The organism is Burkholderia sp. DN3021 (genome assembly GCF_049805555.1).
GTDB lineage: Bacteria > Pseudomonadota > Gammaproteobacteria > Burkholderiales > Burkholderiaceae > Burkholderia > Burkholderia pyrrocinia_C.
In genome coordinates this window covers 60,891-83,549 of sequence record NZ_JBNCAB010000005.1, presented here as the reverse complement: position 1 = coordinate 83,549, position 22,659 = coordinate 60,891, and the positions used below count along the sequence as shown (strand labels likewise).

17 protein-coding genes are annotated in these 22,659 nt (G+C 65.6%); 12 read left to right on the top strand and 5 right to left on the bottom strand.

The genetic code is table 11. The features are described from left to right. Positions 1 to 86: 86 nt before the first annotated feature. From ACPUER_RS04660 to ACPUER_RS04650, 3 genes are all read left to right on the top strand, one after another. Entirely contained in the window at positions 87 to 1,898 is a 1,812-nt protein-coding gene (locus ACPUER_RS04660; protein WP_425130478.1) for an ExeM/NucH family extracellular endonuclease, read from the top strand. Between the two features lie 702 nt (positions 1,899 to 2,600). After that, positions 2,601 to 4,469: a S10 family serine carboxypeptidase-like protein gene (locus tag ACPUER_RS04655; RefSeq protein WP_425130477.1), complete on the top strand. Its 1,869-nt coding sequence runs from the start codon at positions 2,601 to 2,603 to the stop codon at positions 4,467 to 4,469. Positions 4,470 to 4,512: 43 nt separating this feature from the next. After that, positions 4,513 to 4,944 (top strand): 2-oxoglutarate dehydrogenase, encoded by a 432-nt coding sequence (locus ACPUER_RS04650; protein WP_425130476.1) that lies wholly within the window; start codon positions 4,513 to 4,515, stop codon positions 4,942 to 4,944. 62 nt (positions 4,945 to 5,006) lie between these two features. Here the strand turns inward: ACPUER_RS04650 and ACPUER_RS04645 are convergent, their stop codons facing one another. Then, positions 5,007 to 5,969 carry a helix-turn-helix domain-containing protein gene (locus ACPUER_RS04645; RefSeq protein ID WP_425130475.1) on the bottom strand — a complete coding sequence of 321 codons (963 nt, stop codon included), beginning with the start codon at positions 5,967 to 5,969 and terminating at the stop codon, positions 5,007 to 5,009. Positions 5,970 to 6,253: 284 nt separating this feature from the next. Between ACPUER_RS04645 and ACPUER_RS04640 the strand changes: the two genes are divergently transcribed. Together ACPUER_RS04640 and ACPUER_RS04635 are read left to right on the top strand one after the other, a co-directional pair. Further along, positions 6,254 to 7,501, top strand: coding sequence for a D-arabinono-1,4-lactone oxidase (locus ACPUER_RS04640; protein ID WP_425130474.1), 1,248 nt, complete (start codon positions 6,254 to 6,256; stop codon positions 7,499 to 7,501). 33 nt (positions 7,502 to 7,534) lie between these two features. Next, positions 7,535 to 8,314 carry an SDR family NAD(P)-dependent oxidoreductase gene (locus ACPUER_RS04635; protein WP_175960430.1) on the top strand — a complete coding sequence of 260 codons (780 nt, stop codon included), beginning with the start codon at positions 7,535 to 7,537 and terminating at the stop codon, positions 8,312 to 8,314. 382 nt (positions 8,315 to 8,696) lie between these two features. Here ACPUER_RS04635 and ACPUER_RS04630 read toward each other — a convergent pair whose 3' ends face one another. Together ACPUER_RS04630 and ACPUER_RS04625 are read right to left on the bottom strand one after the other, a co-directional pair. Then, the gene (locus tag ACPUER_RS04630) at positions 8,697 to 10,229 is read right to left on the bottom strand and encodes an amino acid permease (protein ID WP_425130473.1); all 1,533 of its coding nucleotides are present in this window, start codon (positions 10,227 to 10,229) and stop codon (positions 8,697 to 8,699) included. Between the two features lie 365 nt (positions 10,230 to 10,594). After that, complete coding sequence (locus tag ACPUER_RS04625; RefSeq protein WP_425130472.1) at positions 10,595 to 11,605, bottom strand: GlxA family transcriptional regulator; 1,011 nt, start codon at positions 11,603 to 11,605, stop codon at positions 10,595 to 10,597. 88 nt (positions 11,606 to 11,693) lie between these two features. Between ACPUER_RS04625 and ACPUER_RS04620 the strand changes: the two genes are divergently transcribed. Beyond that, entirely contained in the window at positions 11,694 to 12,809 is a 1,116-nt protein-coding gene (locus ACPUER_RS04620; protein ID WP_425130471.1) for a DJ-1/PfpI family protein, read from the top strand. Positions 12,810 to 13,027: 218 nt separating this feature from the next. On the opposite strand, the gene ACPUER_RS04615 is transcribed toward ACPUER_RS04620, so the two are convergent. Continuing rightward, positions 13,028 to 14,107, bottom strand: coding sequence for an alcohol dehydrogenase catalytic domain-containing protein (locus ACPUER_RS04615; RefSeq protein WP_425130470.1), 1,080 nt, complete (start codon positions 14,105 to 14,107; stop codon positions 13,028 to 13,030). Between the two features lie 110 nt (positions 14,108 to 14,217). On the opposite strand from ACPUER_RS04615, the gene ACPUER_RS04610 reads away from it, so the two are divergent. Continuing rightward, a complete protein-coding gene (locus ACPUER_RS04610; protein ID WP_425130469.1) occupies positions 14,218 to 15,015 on the top strand; it encodes a helix-turn-helix transcriptional regulator in 798 nt (265 codons plus the stop codon). Between the two features lie 167 nt (positions 15,016 to 15,182). On the opposite strand, the gene ACPUER_RS04605 is transcribed toward ACPUER_RS04610, so the two are convergent. Beyond that, positions 15,183 to 16,661 (bottom strand): aminotransferase class V-fold PLP-dependent enzyme, encoded by a 1,479-nt coding sequence (locus ACPUER_RS04605; RefSeq protein ID WP_425130468.1) that lies wholly within the window; start codon positions 16,659 to 16,661, stop codon positions 15,183 to 15,185. Between the two features lie 507 nt (positions 16,662 to 17,168). Between ACPUER_RS04605 and ACPUER_RS04600 the strand changes: the two genes are divergently transcribed. From ACPUER_RS04600 to ACPUER_RS04580, 5 genes are all read left to right on the top strand, one after another. Further along, positions 17,169 to 18,422, top strand: coding sequence for an MFS transporter (locus ACPUER_RS04600; RefSeq protein WP_425130467.1), 1,254 nt, complete (start codon positions 17,169 to 17,171; stop codon positions 18,420 to 18,422). A 124-nt stretch (positions 18,423 to 18,546) separates the two neighbouring features. Beyond that, entirely contained in the window at positions 18,547 to 19,476 is a 930-nt protein-coding gene (locus tag ACPUER_RS04595; protein ID WP_072438373.1) for a LysR family transcriptional regulator, read from the top strand. Positions 19,477 to 19,590: 114 nt separating this feature from the next. Continuing rightward, a complete protein-coding gene (locus ACPUER_RS04590; protein ID WP_425130466.1) occupies positions 19,591 to 20,085 on the top strand; it encodes a hydroxyquinol 1,2-dioxygenase in 495 nt (164 codons plus the stop codon). Positions 20,086 to 20,127: 42 nt separating this feature from the next. Beyond that, on the top strand, positions 20,128 to 21,147 hold the full coding sequence (locus ACPUER_RS04585) for a hydroxyquinol 1,2-dioxygenase (protein ID WP_310130790.1): 1,020 nt from the start codon (positions 20,128 to 20,130) through the stop codon (positions 21,145 to 21,147). A gap of 44 nt (positions 21,148 to 21,191) precedes the next feature. After that, complete coding sequence (locus ACPUER_RS04580; RefSeq protein ID WP_425130465.1) at positions 21,192 to 22,658, top strand: aldehyde dehydrogenase family protein; 1,467 nt, start codon at positions 21,192 to 21,194, stop codon at positions 22,656 to 22,658. Position 22,659 lies beyond the last annotated feature (1 nt).

Sequence of the window (22,659 nt, the reverse complement as noted above, 5' to 3'; positions counted from 1 at the left end):
ATTACATCGGCCTGTCTGTCGATTACCAAAAACTGTCATTGAGCGCCGCTAAGCTTTCGCCACCCTCACAACCGGGATTCCCCGCCATGCGCTCGACAATCCGCCTGTTTGCCCCGCTATTGCTTCTGCCCACGCTCGCCGCCCCGGCGATCGCCGCCACCGCCGCGCCCGTCAGCCCGAACTGCGGCGGCAGCGCGACGCCGATCGCCGATATCCAGGGGCCGGGCGCGCCGTCGCCGCTCGCCGGCCAGAACGTGTCGATCGAAGCCGTCGTCACCGCCGATTTCGGCGGGACGGACGGTTTCGGCGGCTTCTTCGTCCAGCAGGCCGATGCGCAGCGCCGCAACCAGCCGGGCGTGTCCGAAGGCCTGTTCGTCTATGCGCCGAAAGTGCGCGCGAAGGCCGGCGATCTCGTGCACGTGACAGGCAAGGTCGAGGAGAAATACGGGCAGACGCAGCTCACGCAGTCGGGTGCGATCGCGGTGTGCGCGAACGGCCAGACCGTCACGCCCGCGACGCTCGCGCTGCCGGTCGACAGCCCGAACGCGTTCGCCGCCTATGAAGGGATGCTCGTGCGCCTGCCGCAGACGCTGAACGTCACCGACAACTACGAGCTCGGCCGTTACGGCAGCGTGTTGCTCAGCAACGGCCGCCTGCGCACGCCGACGAGCGTCGTGCCGCCCGCCCAGGCGCAGACGCAGATCGATGCGAACGCACGCAACCGCCTGGTCCTCGACGACGGCTCGAACAAGCAGAACCCCGCGACCGTGCCGTATCCGGCGCCGGGCCTGTCGGCCGCGAACACACTGCGCGCCGGCTACACGGTGCGCGACGTCGAAGGCGTGCTCGAAGTGCGTTACGGCGCGTGGCGCGTGCAGCCGCTGCCCGGCGCGGCCGTGCCGGCATTCGACGCGCGCACGAACCCGCGCACCAACGCGCCCGCGCGCGATCCGAAATCGAACCTGCGCGTCGCGTCGTTCAACGTCCTCAACTACTTCAACGGCAACGGTCTCGGCGGCGGCTTCGACGATCCGAACAACCGCGGCGCGAAGAACTACCAGGAATTCCAGCGCCAGGAAGCGAAGATCGTCAGCGCGCTGAAGGCGCTCGACGCCGACGTGATCGGCCTGATGGAAATCCAGAACAACGGCTACGGCGAACTGAGCGCGGTGCGCCAGCTCGCGGCGAAGCTCGGCAACAACTGGCGCGTCGTCGATCCGGGCACGTCGCGCCTCGGCGGCGATGCGATCGCGGTCGCGATGATCTACGACAGCCGCAAGATCGAACCGGTCGGCCGCGCGGCCACGCTCGCGATCGACGACAAGAACCGCCAGCCGCTCGCGCAGTCGTTCCGCCGCATCGGCGGCAAGCAGGCACTGACGATCGCGGTGAACCACCTGAAGTCGAAGAATTGCCCGGACGCCGCGAACGACGATCTCGACCAGGGCGACGGCCAGGGCTGCTGGAACCCGACGCGCACGCGTGCGGCGGCGAAGGTCGCCGACTGGCTCGCCGGCACGCCGACGGGTGTCGCGGGCCAGGGCGTGCTGCTGATCGGCGACTTCAACAGCTACACGCATGAAGACCCGATCCGCGCGCTCGAATCGCGCGGCTACCGCAACCTCGTCGCGCGCTGGATCGGCGCGAATGCGTACAGCTACGTGTACAACGGCGAAGCCGGCTATCTCGATCATGCGCTCGCGACGCTGCCGCTCGCGTCGCATGTGAAGGCCGTGCACGAATGGCACATCAACGCGGACGAGCCGCTCGCGCTGCAATACACGATGGCGTACAAGTCGGCCGAGCAGCAGAAGACGTACTACGCACCGGATGCATATCGTTCGTCGGATCACGATCCGGTGCTGATCGATATCGCGCTGCCGGGCGGCGGGCATTGATGGCGGGTTGATTGTTGGTGACGGGCGGCGGCGAGTGTATCGCGCGCCGCCGCCCGCGCTGCGGAAAATCCGGTCGGATATCGGGTAAATAATTCCACCGCGACCGGATCGAATCGGCGGAATCGGTATTTTATGGGTGGCGAGGTGCACATAAGCACCCGGATTGGCAAATGGATGAAGTGAATCAAATCATCGAATCGCATATGCATGCGGCTACGCCGCTTTAATCGATTGAGAATAATAAAAATGAAAGAAAAATACTGTCGATCTGAGGGATTTTGAGGCACTGCATCAATACAGCAAAGGCTTTTGCGCTGTGTACGAAAAGTAAAAATATTCGGCGAAGCGTTGCAGAGAAAGCGCACCTTTCACGAATAATCCAGATCTCTTTCAAAAGCCAGACACTGATCGGCCTTCGCATCATTGCATGATTTTTAATATCGGAATGATCTTTGACAACGCGGCGCAGCACCGCCTATTTTGTCGATGTCGTAAATTTCGGTAATCAGAAAAGAAGTCCAAACTGCAGGGGGCGGTTCAAGCACGATTCTCGCCGGCAGTTTGCTGTGTCTGTATCACGTTCAGTCTCTTGAAGCAGTCCGATCCCAACCGCCTTTTGCGCGAGTGGCGGGTGTTGCTGCGTGTCTCGCCGGCGAAGGCGGCCTTTGTGAAGCGGTATCCGAACCAAATCAAAGGGCAGAGATGAAACCAGACAGGAGCTGTACCGGCAGCCGCCATGGCCGCCATGGCCGCCGTGGCCGTCACGGCCGGTTGGCCGGACTAGGTGCATTGACCGTCATGACACTGGCGCTCGCGGCGTGCGGCGGCGACGATTCGTCGTCCGTCGGCGCGTCGAGCCTCGCGCAGGCGACCGCCAGCCAGCAGGCCAGCGCGCAACAATCGGCCGGCAGCCAGACGCCGGCGGCCAACCAGCCTTACGTCGATCAGGTCGCGTATTCGATGAATGCGACCGACGGCCTCGCCGCCGCGCAGGTGTCCGAGAACGCGGCGGTCATGCATTACCAGTGGAAGTCCGGCGGCACGACCATCAACTACACGACGACCACCGGCCACCTGACCGCGCAGGACGCGAACGGCAATGCGGAAGCGTCGATGTCGTATGTCGCGTACACCGCGCCGAGCACGAACGGCAAGCCGCGTCCCGTCACGTTCGTGTACAACGGCGGCCCCGGCTCGTCGTCGATCTGGCTGCGCCTCGGCTCGTTCGCGCCGACCCGCGTCGCCACGCCCGATCCGCTGTTCGGCAGCAACTGGCCGAACTATCCGCTCGTCGACAACGCGGAAAGCCTGATCGACACCACCGATCTCGTGTTCATCGACCCGCCGGGAACCGGGCTGTCGGAAGCCGTGTTGCCGAACACCAACCAGAAGTACTGGGGTTCCGATGCGGACGTGAACATCATGCGCGACTTCATCCAGCGCTACCTGAACGTCAACAGCCGCGGCAGCTCGCCGATCTACCTGTACGGCGAATCGTACGGCACGCCGCGTACCGACATGCTGGCGCTCGCGCTCGAATCGGCCGGTGTGCACCTGACGGGCATCGTGCTGCAGTCGGCGATCCTGAACTACTTCGCGGATGCGGTGGAAGCGGTGGCGATCACGCAGTCGACGGAAGGGCTGCTGCTCGAAACCGATACGGTGGCCGGCTATCTACCCGGTTATGCGGCGGTCGCGGCGTACTTCAACCAGGTATCGCCGGCGCCGGTGAACCAGGCTTTGTACGCACTGCAGACGGAACTGTTCACGACGCTGATCTACAACCAGCTGCAGAAGTATTCGCAGTCGTGGGTGTTGAGCCAGCTCGGCATTCCGGATGCGCTCGGCACGCCGGTGTTCCCGAGCGATGCGACGCTCCAGCTGTGGTCGATCCCGTCGAGCCTGACGCAACAGGCGCTGCGCGGCTACTTCAACGCGAATCCGTTCGGCACGAGCCTGCTGCCCGGAACGACGGTCGGCCGCTATGACGGACGCGTATCGTTGCCGAACTCCGATCCGCGTCTGCAAACCGACGGCGATCCGTCCGACATCCTGATCTCGCAGCCGTTCACGAACGCGCTCGCGACGCAGATGCCGGACTACCTCGGCTACACCGCGCCGAATGCGACCTACCTGCCGCTGAACGACAACATCATCGGCGTATGGGACTTCTCGCACGACGGCCAGCCGATGCCCGACACGATCCCCGATCTGCTCGGTGCGCTGCAGCTCAACCCGAAGCTTCGCGTGCTCGCGGAGAATGGCTTCCACGATCTCGCGACGCCGTTCTTCAACACCGAGAAGCAACTCGCGCGGCTGCAGACGGTGAAGGGGCTGAACCCGAAGCTGCAGGTGAACTTCTTCCAGGGCGGTCACATGACTTACCTGGACGATGTCGCGCGTCCGCAGATGAAGCGGGACCTGACGACGTTCTATCGCGGCAAGCGGATTCCGACGGCGCTGACGCTGCATACGCTGCCGCCGCCCTGGCCGGACGAGAACCCGCCCAGCGTGCCGACCGGCAGCGTCCCGGGCGCGACGGCCGCGACGACGCTGGCGGCGGCCCCTTGAGCGACGGACTCCTTGCCAAAGGAACCCTCTATTCATCCATTGAATGCGAGTGATCATGTCCCCAATCAAATTGATTCGGCGTACGTCTGCGTTGATCGTCCTCGGTGCCGCGATGAGCAGCGCCTACGCATTGCCGCCGCAGGCGGTGGCGCCGGTGAAGCTGCCGCATGGCGGGCGCGGTGTCGACGGTCCGTTCTTTCCTGCCACGCGTGTGGCGCCGGTGTTGCCGTCGACCGGCGCGACGCTGCGGCAGCAGGCGCAACGGCGCGTCGACGCGAGGCTCGGCGCCAATACGGTGCTGAGCAACGGCGCGGCCGTGACGAAGGCGCAGGCGCAGAGCAGCGGGCTCGGTTTCGTGTCGAAGCACTTCGACGAGATCGATGCGAAGCACACGGGCCGCGTGACGATGAGCGATGTACGGCAGTTCATCCAGCAGCGGCAAGTGCAGGCGCAGCAGGAACAGCAGGACGAGTGACGTAGCGGGCAGGGCGGCGGCCGGTGCGAGGTCGGCACCGGCCGCCGAACCGCGCCACGCGTTCAGGTTGCGTGGCGCGCGTAGCGCCTGGCCGTGGCCGATGGCAACTCGCCGAACATCGCGCGATAGTCTTGCGCGAAACTGCTCAGGTGCCAGAAGCCCCATTTGGTTGCGGCAGACGTCACGGATTCGCCGAGCCGAAGTTCGCGGCGTGCGTGATTCAGTCGAACGGCCCGCAGATACGCAATGGGATTCAGGTTGAGTGCGTCGTGGAACGCATACTGCGCGGTGCGCCGGCTGATGCCGAGTTGCACGCACAGTTCGGCGATCGACAGCGGGCAGGTCGACGCGTCCTGAAGCCGCTCCTGGACGGCGTTGACCAGCGACCAGTACTTCGTCGGGCGCGCGGCCTGCGCGCCGGCCTCCGGCGCGGCCGCCGTCAATACTTCCGAGATCGCGTACAGGACGGTGCGCTCCAGCAGTTCGATCCGGTCCTGCGTCGTCACGTCTTCGACGGAGGTGCTTTTCGCAGCGGCGGCCAGCGTCCTGCGCAGCAGGTCGCGAAGATTGTCCGCGACGTAGGCGGGCATCGGGATCAGCGGTGCGAGCGTGCGCGCGCGAAGGGACGCGGCGACCGTGCGCATCGCCTGCGTCGATAGCTTGCCGGGCTCGATTTCGACATTCACGAGCACGTGCCGGTCGGGCGAGTAGAACTCGAATTCCGGCAGGCTCGAGAACACGTGCAGGCTGTCGCGCCCGCTCTTCTCGCCGCACATGCGCGCATGCCCTTCCAGTTCCAGCGGCACGGCCACAGCGATCCGGTCCGACGGCACCGCGCCCCGCTGCAGGATGACCTTGTCGAGATCCTCGACCAACAGCTTGATGCCGCCCAGCGACACGATCGACGACGAGCCGTGAAACGGGCCGCCCGAGATCTGCGTGTAATTCAGGTTCCAGCCTTCGAACGACCGCGCCTGTTCCTCCACGTCGGTGAACGCGCAGAACGCGACCGTTCGCGCGAACAACGGGGCGCCAGAGAAATCGCTCGGGTGGGCAGACGGCGTCATCGGGGCGGGAAGGGGCGGGCCGGGTCGAATCATTGTAGCCGCTCGGCGAGCCGGTCAAAAAGCGCCGCCTCGTGGAAACCCTCGCTTGCCGAAATCCGATAGTGGAAAGCGTTTCGGTACCCTACCTTTGGCACGAATGCGACGCAGTTCACCGAGCGGTTCGGCGGGGCGTCCAACCGCCAACCGCCGCCCCGCCGACCCATGCCGACAACGCACCGCGGTGCCTATCTGGAGAGACGTTGATGGAACTTCCCCGTGGCGGATTCTGGAGAAACTGGGTCGGCAATCAGTCGTGCGTGGCCGCGCACCTGGCGTCGCCGACCAGCGAGGCCGAGATCGCGGAACTGGTGCGCACCGCGACGCGCCAGGGCAAGCACGTCCGCTGCTCGGGGTCGGGGCACTCGTTCACGCCGGTCGTGGCGACGAGCGGCCTGCTGCTGTCGCTGCAAGACTACCAGGGCATCGTCGATGTCGATGAAGCGCGCAAGCGCGTGACGGTGAAGGCCGGCACCAGGCTCAATGCGGTGACGCGTCACCTGAAGGACATCGGTCTGTCGCTCGTCAACCAGGGCGACATCGATTCGCAGGCGATTGCCGGCGCGTTCGCCACCGGCACGCACGGCACGGGGACGACGCTGAGCAACCTGTCGTCGCAGGTCGTCGGGATGCGCATCGTGCGTCCGGACGGCTCGATCATGGAAGTGAGCGACCGGAAGGACCTCGACCTGCTCCATGCGACGCAGGTGAATATCGGCATGTTCGGCGTGGTCTCGGAGATGACGCTGCAGGTGACCGATGCGTTCTGGCTGCACGACCGCGTCTGGCGCGAGGACTTCGAAGCGCTGATGGAGCAATACGACGACCTAGCGGCGAAGCATCGGCATTTCGGCTTCTTCTGGTGTCCGACGTCCGAAAGCCGACACCTGTATTGCCTGCCCGACACCGCCAAGGTGTCGAATTCGAAGAAAGACTACGACGTGTGCGAGATCAAGGTGATGGATATCACCGCCGAGCGCACGTTCCATGAAGGCGAACACGAGAAGATCGCATACAGCTCCGAGGTGTATGCGATCCATTACGTGCCGAACTTCCACGAACTCGAGTACGCGGTGCCCGCGCAACACGGAAAGGAAGCGCTGCGCCGCGTACGCGAGCTCATTCTCACGAAACACCGCGACTGCATTTTCCCGGTCGAGTATCGCTTCACGAAGGGCGATCCGGCGTGGATCAGCCCGTTCAACCATCAGGACAGCGTCACCATTTCATGCTCGGGCGGCCCGAACGGTGTCGACTACTGGCCGTTCCTGAAGGACGTCGACGACATCCTGCGCGACTACGACTCGCGTCCGCACTGGGGCAAGCTGCACTTCACGAACCGCGAGGACGTGGACCGCTGGTTCCCCAAGGCGGAAGCATTCCGCGCACTGCGCCGCAGCGTGGACCCCGAGGGCTACTTCCTCAACGATCATCTTCGGACGCTGTTCAGTTGAGCGTGCCGATCGAACCAGACAGGAGAACGAAGAATGAATGTCAAGATTGACGGCCGCCTGGCCGGCAAGGTCGCCATCGTGAGCGGCGGCGCCGGCGGGTGCGGCGGGGCTGCGTCCGAACTGTTCGCCGCACAGGGCGCGAAGGTTGCAATCGTCGACCGGGACGGCGACGCCGCCGAAGCGCTCGCGTCCAGGCTGCGCGATGCCGGCTTGCAGGCGATCGGCCTCGGCGCCGACGTGTCGAAACAGGCGGAGGTCCGGCAGGCCGTCGATGCGGCGCGGGAGCAGTACGGCAATGCGGACATCCTGTTCAATCACGCCGGGACGCTGATCGTCAAACCGTTCCTCGACATCGAGGAGTCGGAATGGGACTGGCTGATGGGCGTGAACGTCAAGAGCATGTTCCTGATGACGAAGGCGGTACTGCCGCAGATGCTCGAGAAGGGGCGGGGCAGCATCGTGTGTACGTCGTCGATTTCCGCGGTTTGCGCGACGCCGGGCGAAGTGCTCTACGACGCGACCAAGGGTGCGTGCCACATGTTCGCGCGGGCTATTGCCGTCGAGTATCGCGACCGCGGAATTCGGTGCAATGCGCTGGCGCCGGGGTTCATCCGCACGCCGCACGGGATGCGCGAACTCAGGGACCTGCAGGCGATGGGCGTCGACGCGACCGAAGCGGCGATCGCGATCCAGCAGGGCCGATTGTGCGAGCCGTCGGAAGTCGCGGCGGCCGCGCTGTTCCTGGCGTCCGACGAGTCGAGTTTCGTCAACGGCACCCATCTGTTCGTCGACAACTGTTTTTCCGCCGTCTGATGCCGATGCTCGCAAGAAGCTGAAGGGCAGGCGCCGCGTCTGCATGGTCGGCGAACCGGGTCGAAGGTTCCGCAGCAATGCGAACCTTCGATTTTTTTTGCGTCCGTGTCGCGCGGTGTGTTCTGGCGGATTGTCGCAATCCTTCTGGCCGCCGATGTCCTCGACAGCCCGGACGATGCTGAAACCCTCGAGCGCGTACGAGCTCAAGTGGCCGAGCCGACGCGACGTTTCCCCGTCTACGGCTGACGTTCGCGAGGTTCGACCGCCGCATTGCGGTTGACCTCGTCGTTCCACATCGATGTCGGAACAAGAAAACCGACTCGCGGCGTGACACCTGCGAGTCGGCGGCTTCAGTCTGTTTCAGAGGCGCTTCAAAGGCGCTTCAGACCGACGGATCGACGTTCGCCTCGAGTTCGCGGATGCGGTCGAGGTTTCGCGTGTCCTTCAGCACCGGCGGCCCCGCGAAGGTGTTGCGCATCCCGAAGCCGTACCAGATCACCATGAGCACCGCGACGAAGCCGACGAGCACGTAGAGCACCTTTTCATTCGGCGGCTGGATGCCGACATACGCAAGCACACAGGCGCCGACCAGCGCGAGCAACGCACACGGCTTCGACCAGATGCCGAGTTGGAACGGACCTTTTTCGGTCCACGTGCGGCCTTCGGCCAGCATCCCCGAGCCGATCGGCATCGCATACGAGATGAACAGGAACACGGCGCTTCCGGCACTCAGCACCGAGAACGCATCGCCATACAACGTGACGACGATCGCGAGCACCGCACACGTCCAGATCGCGGGCCCGGGCGTCCGGTGCGCGTGATTCACGCTGCGCAGCAGCTTCGACGCCGGCAGCCCGCCGTCGCGCGCGAACGCATACACCATCCGCGACGTCGACATGATCGCGGCGAGCCCGCACACGTAGTTGATGAAGAACATCGCGAGTTCGAGACAGACGCGCAAGGTCTTCGGAATCGGCGCGAGTATCGCTTCGAAAAAGCCGGTGCCCTGTTTCATGCTGGCGGTCAGGTCGGGCATCACCAGCACGAACGCGCATACCATCACGTAGCCGAAGATCGCGGACCAGAACACCGACCCGATGATGCCGCGCGGCACATTCTTTGCCGCATCGTGCGTCTCTTCCGACGTGTGCGCGGAAGCGTCGAACCCGGTGATGGTGTAGGTCACCAGCAGCAGGCCGGACAGGAACGCGAGCGGCGTGGCCTGCTTCGGCCACGCGCCGCCGTCGACTCCAGTGAAATTGGTGAAGGTGACCAGCCGGTGCGCATCGAACGCGACGGGCGAGTAGTAGAGCAGCGAAACGACCAGCGCAATCGTCACCACGAAAATCAGATAGCCCGACAGGTCGGTGATCCTGCTCGCGATCCGGATGCCGCGTGCGTTCAGGATCGCCTGCGAGAGCGTGATGAACGCGATGAACGCCGTTTGATGCCACCAGGTCAGGCTGTCCGGACTGACGCCGAACATCGGCGCGATCAACGTCTTGAAGAACGGATCGTAGGTGCCGAAGTTGATCGCGGCGATCACGAAGATGAGGCCGAGCAGGTTGAGCCACGCCGTCATCCACCCCCACTTCTTCCCGCCGAGGATCGCGCCCCAGTGATAGAGGCCGCCCGCCGTCGGGAACGCGGACGCGATCTGCGACATCGACACGGCGACGATCAGCGCGAAGAGCGAACCCAACGGCCAGCCCAGGCCGATCGATGCGCCGCCGGTGGCGGAAAACGCGAGCTGAAACGCGGTAATGCCGCCCGACAGGATGCAGATCACCGAAAACGACACGGCGAAGTTCGAGAAACCGCTCATACGTCTCGACAGTTCCTGCGCGTAGCCCATCTTGTGCAGGAGGCTTACGTCACTGTCGGTGCCTGAATCAGGCAAGAGTTTTGCGTCCATGTTCGCTCCGTCACGAATGTCCCGCGTGGCAGGACTGTCATCGCCGCCCGGGCCTCGTGCGACGGCCCGCTCCTGGAACTCGTCGGCGGCACGCGATGCCGCGGTTGAACGGCAATCGCGTTCCGGTCCGATGCGTGAACGGTATGAAACCAAATTTCCGGACAATATCGGATTTCGGCAACGTAGTGAAAATCCGGATGCGTGCACCGTTTGAGGGCGTGCCTGCCCGTTCTTTTCTCGTCCTGAATGTCGGACGAAGCACGGATGCCCCGCCTGTGTCGAAATGCGGTAGCGGCGGAACAAGCGGCCTCCCGGCGTGGCGTGATCGCGGCTCGATCGCTACGGACGCCGAAACCGTTGGCGGCCTATCCTGTCTGCCGCTTGTCGCGTCGCTGCCCGAAGCGCGCACGATAGTCGCGCGGCGACGTGCCGACCCGTTTCGCGAATGCACGCTGCAACGCGTCCACGCTGCCGAATCCCGAACGCTCCGCTATCCGTTCGAGTGGCCAGTCGGCGCGCTCCAGTAGCACCTTGGCGCGCTCGACCCGCGCCGCCAGCACGTATTGCGCGGGCGAGAGCCCGGTTTCCTTGAAGAAATTGCGCGCAAACGTCCGTTCGCTCATGTGCATGCGGGTGGCCAGCGCGGTTACGCCAAGATCGCCGGTCGGATCGTCGGCGATGTCGGCGAGCAGCGAGCGCATGCGCGGCGTCGCGCTTGCCTGGATGTCGAGCCCGACGCTGAACTGCGCTTGTCCGCCGGGACGGTGCATGAACAGCACGAGCTCGCGTGCGACCGCGAGCGCGGTCGGCGCACCGCAGTCCGCCTCGACGAGTGCTAGACACAAGTCGATGCCGGCCGTCACACCGGCCGAGGTATGGAACGGCGGGTCGCTCACGTAGATCGCGTCCGGCTCGACCCGTGCTTCAGGACAAAGCGCCTGTAGCGCCGAACATTGGTTCCAGTGCGTGGTCGCACGTTTGCCGTCCAGCCATCCGCCCGCGGCGAGCACGAACGCGCCCGTGCAGATGCTCGCGATTCGCCGCGTGTCCGCGATCCGCGTGCGCAGCCACGGCAGCACGCCGGCATCCGATGCAGCGCGTCGCAGCGCCGCTTCGTTGCCGCCGGCGACGATGATCGTGTCGATACGCCCGGGCAGCGCCGCAAGTGCGGTCGCACCGGCCAGGCGCAGGCCCGCGTGCGTGACGATGTCGTCCCCGTCTTGCGATGCGAGCGTGAGCCGGTACGGCACGGCATGGCCGGGAAGGTGACGGTTCGCGACCGCGAACACTTCCATCGGGCCCGTGATGTCGAGCGACTGGACGCCTTCGAAGCCGACGACAACGATGTCGCGTGCCGAACAGGTTGACTGGGACATGGCAGAAAGTGCGGTGGAGTTGTCCTTGTGACCGCGAGCATGATCCTTGTAATTTCCCGGACGTGCAATCGATTGACGCGGGTGGACGATGCGGGAACGGAAGACAAGCTGGGCGGCGCGCCCGACGGCGATGCTGCTCGTGTGCGGGATGCTTGGTGCGTGGGCGTTGGGGCGGCCGATGAAGACGATGGCGGAAGACACGCTGCCGGTCGTACAAACACTGACGATGAGCGTACCGAAGGAGGGCCGCAGGCGGCCTCTCGTTGCGGTCGTCGCGGACAACGCCGGAACGGAGACGACCGATTTCATCGTGCCTTACGCGATTCTGAAGACGTCCGGTGCGGCCGATGTCGTTGCCGTATCGGCCGACGAAGGCGCCGTCGAACTGATGCCCGCGCTGCGCGTGCTGGCCGATACCACGTTCGACCGGTTCGACGCCACCGTCCCGTCGGGGGCGGATGTCGTGATCGTGCCCGCGATGCATCGTGCCGACCGGCCGGCGGTGCTGGCGTGGCTGCGCAGGCAGGCCGCCGCCGGCGCGACGATGGTGGCGATCTGCGACGGCGCAGAGGTTCTCGCGAACGCCGGCCTGCTGCGGCATCGCATCGCGACGTCTCACTGGTATTCGCGTGACCGCCTGCGTCGCCGTTTCGCCGATACGATGTGGGTCGACGATCGTCGTTATGTGATGGACGGCAACGTAATGACGACGACCGGCGTGTCGGCGTCGATTCCCGCTTCGCTTGCATTGGTGGGTGAGCTGGGCGGACCGGCAGCGGCGCGCGAGACTGCGCGGAGCGTCGGCGCGCAAGCATGGAGCGATGTTCACGACGGTAGCCGGTTCGTGTTGACCGCGCGTGCAGTGGCGGCCGCGCTGATGGACCGCATTGCGTTCTGGCGGCATGAGACGTTCGATCTTCCGGTCGGGAACGGGTTTGACGAACTTTCGGTTGCGTTGACCGCCGACGCCTGGGCGCGGACATGGCGCAGCGATGTTGTCGCGACGGCGGATGCGCGCGTGATCGAGTCGAAGCACGGGCTGCGGTTGCTGACGCAGCCGGCGAATGTCCGGCACGAGCGCGTGACGATTCCGGACGGTCGGCGTGGCGAAGCGGTGCTTCCCGGCGTCCTCGCGGACATCGCGGCACGCTACGGTGACGCGACGTCAGGCTGGGTCGCGCTGCAACTGGAGTATCCGAGGTAGCTGCTGCAGCGTGCGGTGCCGGGCGCGCGCTGAGCGGGCGGAATTCGTGCATCGCCCGCCGCAAACAACGCCTTCCGGCCGAGGAAGGCCCCGCGCGGAATGATCTCCCGGTCGATGAGCCCGGCCTTCGCGGGCGGAAACTCGCGCAGAGCGTGCCGCGCGCCTTCCGTCGAATCGCGCGCCGCAACGATCGCTCGCCCGAGCACCACGCGCCGAGCTCAAGGCGCGATCACGGTCATCCTGAACGGCCCGCCGTTTGCCGCCGCATGCGCGACCGCGTCGTTCGCATTGTCGAGCGCGAAGACCGTCGCATCGAAATGCCCGAGATCGAGCAGCCCGCCGCGGATAAGTCCCGTCATCAACGTCACGGCTTCCGTCGGGCACATCCACTTGCCGCGCAGCGTGATGTCGTTACGCATGAGCCACGGATACGGCAGCTCGAGCCCCGCACCGCCGAGCATGCCGACGCCACCCATCAGCACTACGCGCCCATACGGGCGCACCGCCATTACCGCGGCACGCACCGTCGTCGCAGGCACCGACGGCGGCATCAGGTCGATCACGCAGTCGATCGGCCCCGGCGCCGCCTGCTGCATGCGGGCGCGATCCGTGGCTTCGTCGCCGGTCAGCGCGACGGTGCGCACGCGTTCGCCGAAGCGGCGTTCGAGATCCGCAAGCACGCGCGCATTGCGGCCGGGCGCGACGACGCACCGCGCGCCCATCGCCAGCGCGACCGCGATGCCTGCGCTGCCGAAGTTGCCGGTCGCGCCGCTGACGAGCAGGATCTCGCCTGCCCGCAGATCGGAAGCGAGCAGCCCGCCATACGGCACGAGCAACGTAACGAGTGCGCACCAGCGCGCGGCGTCGGCCCGCGGGATGTCGCCGATGCGTACCGCGTTCTCGGTCGGCACCCGCAGACGTTCGGCGAACGGGCCGTCGTGGAAATGGTGCTGCAGCCGCTTGCCGCCTTCACCGCGCGCGCTCCAGCCCTGCAGCACGATGTCGGGCATCAGCGCATCGTCGCGCGAGCGCACGGTCGGATCGCAGAACACCCAGTCGCCCGGCTGCAACTTCGTCGCGTCGGGGCCGGTTTGCCGGACACGGCCGATTGCGCCGCAGCCGGGCACGATCGGCAGTTCGATCGGATACCGGCGCTCGCCGCTGAACACTTCCTGCGCATAGGACAGCACCGGCGTCGCGACGACATCCACGATGACCTCGCCGGTGCCGAGCACGGGGTCCGGCATCGTTTCGATTGCGAGCGGCATGCCGAGCGACTTCAGAATCGCAGCTTTCATGACTGTTCCAGAGGGTGGGGGACGCGCCGATTCTGGCAGGCTTAGAATTCGCAACAAGGCCTGGCACGAGCCCAGGATTGCCCGATACCACCCTGCACGGAGCGAACCCGATGACCGCCACCACGCGAACCCCGTTCGGCGATTTTCTGCGCTCGCGGCGCAAGAAGCTGCGGCCGGATGCCGTCGGCCTGCACGACGGCCCGCGCCGGCGCACGCCCGGCCTGCGGCGCGAGGAAGTCGCGGAACTGGCGGGCATCGGCGTCGACTGGTATGTGCGGCTCGAGCAGGGTCGCGACGTCAGCCCGTCGGATGCGACGCTCGACGCTCTGGCACGCGCGCTGCGGCTGGACAAGGCCGAGGCAGCCCATCTGCGCGCGCTCGCGCGGCGCGACACGTCGCGTGCGTTCGTGCCGGAGAGCGTGCCGCCCGTCATCGCGCGGCTCGTCGCGAATCTTCACCTGCCTGCGTACGTGACCGGGCGGCGCTGGGACATCCTCGCGTGGAATGCCGCAGCGGCCGACCTGCTCGGCGTCGATCGGCTCGCGGAAGCCGATCGCAACATCCTGGTCTACATGTTCGTCGAGCCGCACGCGCGCCGGCTCTTCGCCGAGCGTTGGGCCGACGAAGCGCACCGGATGATCGCGCTGTTTCGCACGAACCATGATCTCCATGCGAACGATCCGGCGTTCATTGCGCCGGTGGAGCGCCTGCGCGCGAGCAGCGACGAGTTTGCGCAATGGTGGGGCGCGCATGATGTGCGCAGCGGGGCGTCGGGCCAGAAGGTGCTCGTGCATGCGCAACGCGGCAAGCAGCGTTATGAATACGCGACGTTCCAGGCGAACGACGATCCCGCGTTGAAGCTGGCGATTTATACGCCGGTGAGTGGCGATGGGGACGTCGGCGAATAGGGGCGCGCGAGCGACAGGATTGCCGGCGGGTCATGCAACGGCGGTCGTCTGCCGGGAGGCCGAGGCTTGATGGGTTGCGCAGCGTCACCACCCGGCGATGTATCAACGCATCGGCATCCTTTGCGTGCGAAGGCGGGTGGTGCGGCGTGCTCGGGCAGTGTTCCGCGTCAGGCCGTACGCCGGCTCGACAAACGGTTCCACAGCATGCCGGAGCGGCTCCCGCTTCGACAATACGCGAGCACCGGCTTTTGCAGCGAATCGACCAACGCACCGAACGCATCGACTTCCGCGTCGCCGATGCGATCGCGCTCGACGGGCAGGTAGCGCGCTTCGAGGCCCAGTTCGCGGGCTGCGGCTGCGATCTCGTCGAACGCAGGCTGATCGTCGCCTTCGCCGTCCGGACGGTTGCAGATGACCGAGCGGAAACCTGCATTCCGGATCGCTTTCAGGTCGGCCGGCGTGATCTGCCGCGAAGCGGAAAATCCGTTCGACGCCGTCGCGCGGCATTGCTCGATCGCTTTCCGGAAACAAGCGATCGCGAAATCGACGTCCTGCTCCGTCGTAAAGCGACCGAAGCTCACGCGCACGGTGCGGCCGGCAGTCTGCGCATCGAGGCCGATTGCAGTCAGCACGTGGGACGGTGCACCGCTGGTCGAGTTGCATGCGGACGTCGACGACACGGCGAGCGCTTCGCCGAGCATGAACGGGAAAAAGCCCGGCGCATTCACCGTCAGGCTCAGCGTGTGCGGGATGCGGCGCGCGGCAGCGGCGTTCTGCGTGACGTCGCCGAGCGCGAGCAGCGCATCCGTCAGGCGTGCGCCGAGCGCCGCGATCCGCGTGGCTTCGCCGCCGAGTTTTTCAGCGGCCAGTTCGCATGCGACGCCCATGCCGACGATCTGATGCGTCGCAAGCGTGCCCGAGCGCAACCCGCGCTCGTGTCCGCCGCCATGAATTTGCGGAGCGATCCGGTCCGCGATGTCGCGGCGCACGAACAGCGCGCCGATGCCCTTGGGGCCGTACACCTTGTGGGCCGACATCGACATCATGTCGATGCCGAGCGCACGCACGTCGATCGGGGTCTTGCCGAGCGCTTGCGCGGCGTCGACGTGCAGCAGCGCGCCCGCGGCGCGCACGATGCGCGCGATCGCGGCGATGTCGGTCAGCGTGCCGATCTCGTTGTTCACGAGCATCAGCGACACGAGGCCGGTATCGGGGCCGATCGCCGCGGCGACCGCGTCGGCGGTGATTTCGCCGTCGCGCGTGGGCGTCAGGAAGGTGACCGACATCCCGCGCTTCGACAGGTTCGCCATCGTGTCGAGAATGGCCTTGTGCTCGAGGCGGCTCGTGATCAGATGGTGCTTGTCGGTCGCGGTTTCCGCATAGCCCTTCAACGCGAGGTTGTTCGATTCGGTGGCGCCCGACGTCCAGACGATCTCGTCGGCATCCGCGCCGATCAGCGCAGCGACTTGCGCGCGTGCGCGCTCGACCTGCTCCCGCGCCAGCCGGCCGGCGGCATGCGAACTCGATGCGGGATTGCCGAAGATGCCGTCGAAGCCGAGGCAGGCCGTCATCGCTTCGATCACGCGCGGATCCGCGGGCGTCGTTGCCGCGTAGTCGAGGTAGTGCAGCGTGGTGGTATCGCTCATGTTCTTCTCTTGGTCTTTCTCTTTCGGAATGGGAGAAATGATACGGGGGACAGGAGGGAAAATGGATCCAAAATTGCTTGGAAAACCCGCTTGATATGAAATAACGTTTTCTTATGGGGCGGAATGGGGAAAATGAATTCTAGTCGGGCCGGGCCAGGCCGCTCGCGGCTGCCTCGATGTCTATGAGGGATTCCCCCGTGTCGCACGCGTCAGCGCCATTCCAGCGTTGCGGCGATTCGCCCGATGCTTTCCCGCAGACACTTCCCGCCCCCTTGCGTCCGATTATTTGCATTTCGCGAATGGCGCGTTCGCCGGTTGTTCCATACCCGATCCGCGGCCGTGCACCTATCGTGGTGGCGTCGGCTGGCTGGATTCGATGCGTCGAACCGGAAAGGCAGCCGGCACTTCGTCGCGATTCACGTCGCACACCACACAAAAAACATCGGACCTGGCTCATGCGCAGGCGCTGCGGCGCGCGCAGGCGAACCAACGTCCTCGGAGACGGAAATGAAAGCAAACGAGTGGGATACCTCCTATGAGTGGAAGGCGGTGACGCTGCTGGCGCTCGGCTTCGGGCTGGTCGGCCTCGACCGCTGGCTCATCGCGCCGCTGTTCCCTTCGATCATGAAGGACCTCAACCTGACCGCGCAGGACGTCGGCAACTGCATCGGCGTGCTCGGCCTGTCGTGGGGCGTCTTCGCGGCGCTGATGGGCGGCATCTCGGACAAGATCGGCCGCAGGAAGGTGCTCATTCCGGCCATCATCGCGTTTTCGCTGCTGTCGGGCTTTTCGGGGCTCGCGGGCGGCCTGCTCGGGCTGATGGCGATTCGCGGGCTGATGGGCGTCGCGGAGGGCTCGTTCTGCCCGACGAGTTTCGCGGCGACGGCCGACGCGTCGCATCCACGGCGGCGCGGCCTGAACCTCGGCCTGCAGCAAAGCGGCTTCGCGTTGTTCGGCCTGGCGCTGTCGCCGATCATCGCCACGCAGCTACTCGGCTTCGTGTCGTGGCGCTGGGTGTTTGCGCTGGTGGCGATTCCCGGCCTGATCCTCGGCGCGATCATGTTCTTCGTCATCCGCGAGCCGAAGGTCGTGAAGGCGGTCGCGTCGGAACACGCACCGGCGTCGCTCGGCCACGTGCTCAAGAGCCGCAACATCCTCGTCGCGATGGCCGCACTGTGCTGCGCGATGACCGGCGTCTTCGTGCTCGGCGCGCTGCTGCCGCTGTACCTGACGGATTACCTGTCGCTCGGCACGCAGAAGATGGGCCTCGTGGTGTCGGCGATCGGCTTCGGCGGTTTTCTCGGGCAGTTCGGTTTGCCCGGCCTCTCCGACCTGGTCGGGCGCCGCCTCGCGAGTATCGTCGGCTTCGCGGGAACGGCCGTGATGCTCTATATCTTCCGCGGCCTCGGCCCGCAGCCGCTCGCGTTGTTCGGCGTCCTGTTCGTCGCGTCGTTCTTCACGCTCGGGCTGGTGTCGCTGCTGTCCGGCCCGGTCGCGACCGAGGCTGCGCCTGTCGGTCTCGTGTCGACGTCGATCGGCGTGGTGGTCGGCGTCGGCGAGATTTTCGGTGGCGGCATCGCGCCGGCGATGGGCGGCTACGTCGCCGCACACTTCGGCATCCAGAACATTCTGTGGATGCCGATGTGCGCGGTCATGCTGGGCATCGTGGTCAGCATGCTGTTGAAGGAAACCGCGCCCGCCGTGCTGCAGCGTCGCGTGGTCGTTCAACCGGAGCTGGCAGCCGGAAAGCAGCCGAGGTAATGCCTGAGCCGGCGCGCTCCGCGATTGACATCGATTCGGCGACACAGTGACGCTTTTCGCATGACACAGCCCGTTGCCCGGTGCGGGTAGACTGCCGGTTTCGCTGTCGAAAAAAGGGCGCGGTATGGACCGGTTCCTGAGCATCGAGGCATTCGTAAGGGTCGCGGAGGCGAGCAGCTTCGCCGAGGCCGCGCGGCAGCTTGGTGTGACGAGTTCGGTCGTGACGAACCGCATCCAGCAACTGGAGAAGTTCGTCAATGCGCCGCTGTTCCATCGCAGCACGCGCCACGTGCGCCTGTCCGAAGTGGGCGAGGCGTTCTATCGCGAGTGCGCGGAGGTGGTGGGGCGCGTCAACGAGTTGACGGACCAGATGCGCGAGCTTCGCGCCACGCCGACCGGGCGGCTGCGCATCCAGATGCTGCCCGGGTTCGCGCTCGATCACTTCGGCGCGCCGCTGGTCGAATTCAATCGACGCTACCCGGGCATCCAGCTCGACGTTATCGTCAATGATCGCGTCGTCGACCCCGTCGAAGAAGGGTTCGACATCGCGTTCCAGATCTTTCCGCCGATTTCCGAATCGCTGATCGAGCGGCGGCTGTTCACGGTCAGGCGTCTTTTTTGCGCGTCGCCCGCTTACCTCGAAGCGCATGGTGCGCCACAACATCCGCGCGATTTGCTGCAGCACACCACCGCGCTGTATTCGGGTTATCCGTCGCGCAATCGCTGGACGATGACGCGCGACGACGAGGTCGTCGAAATGGAGCTGCCGGGCATGATTCGCTCGAACTCCGTTCACCTGCTGCGCGAGTGCGCGCTGACAGGCGGCGGCGTCGTCTGCCTGCCGACGCTGGTGGCAAGCGACGCGCTCGTCGCGGGCCGGCTGGTGCCGATCCTGACCGACTACCAGCTCGCGCCGCTGAGCTTTGCCGCCGTCTATCCCGCAACGCAGCGACAGGCGTTGAAGGTGAAGGCGCTGGTCGAATTCCTCGCCGAATACATCGGCGACGAGCCCCCATGGGATCTTCCGCTTCTGGAGCGTGGCTGGGTGCGGTGACCCGCGCGATTATTCGCGAAACGCAAATGCCGTAATCGCCATCCGTTGCCTTGTTGCCGCTGTCTCTTGCCCCTAGAGTTGAATCCAACAAGCAGTTCAACTCAGGAGACAGCAATGACCGACGCGGCATTCCACACCGTCTTTGGCTCGCTCGACAGCTACAGGAAGGGCGAGATCGAAATCACCAGCGGCAGCGCGCAACACTACGCCTTCTCGAACGTCTTCGAGGTGGCATCGAAGTCGGCCCCTTACGAAAAGGTCGTCGCCGGCAAGAATCTCGAATACGTGATCGAAGTGTTGAGGACCGAGGGCCAGTCGCCCTGGTTCGCGTGCGCCCATGACGAGTTCACGATCCAGATGGACGGCGAAGTCCGGATCGAATTCATCAAGCTCGACATGCCGCCGACCTCGGGCCGCGGCACCGTCAGCGCCGGCGCACAACCGGCCGGCCGCAAGATGGGGTACGTCGTCCTGCGCAAGGGGCATCAAGCGCTGCTGCCGGCCGGCTGTGCGTATCGCTTCGTCGCCGGCAAGCCGGGCGTCGCGCTCGTACAGACCGTGCTCGGCGAGCTGTCCGTCGAGAAGTGGGCCGATATCTGCCTGCACTGACCGTTCCGACCGCACACATTCGACTATTCCAGGAGACACGTTATGGCCACCCTCGAGACCCTCGACCCTTCCGCCGGCTTTGCCGCCGATCTGGTGCGAGCCACGGAAGCCGATGCCGTTACCGGCTACCGCCGCTTCCAGCTCGGCGAGTTCGCGTTTCAGCGCGATGAGTATTTCGTGAAGATCAGCTGGCCCGCGAAAGGTCAGACGCGCACGCATGCGATGCCGGCCGACGCGTTCCTGCGCGCGATGATGCGCGACGTGGCGTGGGGCTTCTTCTACGGCTGGGTGAATTTCGATCACGTGTTCGGCACGCGCAATCACTACGGCAAGGTGGACATGTATGCGGGTACCTTCAACGGCATCCTGAAAGACGCCGGGGTCGACTACACCGAGACCTTCGAAACGCCGACGATCATGGCGACCTTCAAGGCGATGCTGCACGACTGGACGAACGAAGGATTCGACCCGTTCGCGGCGCCCGAGGAAACGGGCACGGCATTCGGGCGCAAGCACGGCGACAACGGCTCGGCAATCGAGCGCACGCGCATCGCGACGCGCCGCATGCCGGGCCTCGAAGGCGATTCGCCGCTGCGCGACGAACTGCCGGTCAACCGCGCGTTTCTCGACGTCGCGCAGGACGAGCCGGAAGTGCATGTCGAGCCGGGCTTCGAAGGCGAGCTGCACGCGTTCAACCTGTTCAAGTACCTGTCGCGCTCGGACGTGACGTGGAATCCGTCGGTCACGTCGGTGTGCGGGCGCAGCCTGTTCTGCCCGACCACCGAGGAATTCATCCTGCCGGTCTTCCACGGCAACGACCGCATCGAATGGTTCCTGCAACTGTCCGACGAAATCGTGTGGGACATCGGCGACAAGAACACCGGCGCACCGCGGGCACGCGTCACGATGCGCGCAGGCGACATTTGCGCGATGCCCGCCGACATCCGGCACCAGGGCTACTCGACGAAACGTTCGATGCTGCTGGTCTGGGAAAACGCGACGCCGGACCTGCCGCAACGCTACGAGAGCGGCGAGCTCGCGCCGTATCCGATCGCGTTCTGAGCAGCGCTTCAGCTTTCGCTTAAGCAATACACCGAGGACGATTCATGCAAACCCAACTCTTCATCGACGGGCGCTTCGTTGACGCCGTCGACCGCGGCACGATCGACGTGCTGAATCCTCACGACGGCTCCGTCATCACGAAGATCGCCGCGGCCACCGCGGCGGACGTGGACCTGGCCGTCGAAGCGGCGACCCGCGCGTTCCCGAAATGGTCGGCCATGCCGGCAGCCGAACGCGGCCGGCTGCTGCTGCGCCTCGCCGATGCGATCGAGGCCCATGCGGAGGAGCTGGCGCAGCTCGAATCGCTGGACACCGGCCACCCGATTCGCGATTCGCGCGCGCTCGACGTGCCGCGCACGGCGGCGTGCTTCCGCTACTTCGGCGGCATGGCCGACAAGCTGCAGGGCTCGGTGATTCCCGTCGAAACCGGCTTCCTGAACTATGTGCAGCGCGCGCCGATCGGCGTCGTGGGCCAGATCGTGCCGTGGAATTTCCCGCTGATGTTCACGAGCTGGAAGATGGGCCCGGCGCTGGCCGCCGGCAACACGGTGGTGCTCAAGCCGTCCGAAATCACGCCGCTGTCGACGTTGCGCATCGCCGAGCTGATGGCCGAGGTCGGGTTCCCCGCGGGCGTCGTCAATATCGTTCCCGGTTACGGGCATACGGCCGGCCAGCGGCTCGCCGAACACCCGGGCGTCGGCAAGATCGCGTTCACGGGTTCGACGGCAACCGGCCGCCGGATCGTCGACGCGTCGCAGGGCAACCTGAAGCGCGTTCAACTGGAGCTGGGCGGCAAGGGCGCCAACATCGTCTTCGACGATGCCGACCTCGACGCGGCCATCAACGGCGCGGCCTGGGCGATCTTTCACAACCAGGGGCAGGCGTGCATCGCGGGGTCGCGCCTCGTGCTGCACGAGCGTATCGCGGACGCGTTCCTTGAGCGATTCGTTGCGCTCGCATCGTCGATCCGGATCGGCAACCCGCTCGACGCCGATACCGAGATGGGCCCGCTGACGTCGAAGCAGCACCTCGAGCGCGTGCTGTCGTTCGTCGACGTCGCGCGCGAGCAGGGCGGCCGCGTGCTCGCCGGCGGCAGCGCGCCGCAAGATCCGGCGCTGGCCGGCGGCTACTATGTGCGCCCGACGGTCATCGAAGCGAAGCGTGCGACCGACCGCATCGCGCAGGAGGAAGTGTTCGGCCCGTTCGTCACCGTGCTGCGCTTCGGCAGCGACGACGAAGCGCTTGCCATCGCCAACGCGACGGAATACGGGCTGGGCAGCGGCCTCTGGACCCAAAACCTCTCGCGTGCACACAAGATGGCGTCGCAGATCAACGCGGGCATGTGCTGGATCAACTGCTACAAGCGCGTCAACCCGGGCAGCCCGTTCGGCGGCGTGGGCAAGTCGGGTTATGGCCGCGAGATGGGCTTCGAAGCCATGCACGACTACACTGAAGCTCGGTCAGTTTGGGTCAATGTCGACGGCAACGTGCCGCCGCACTTCAAGCGCTGAG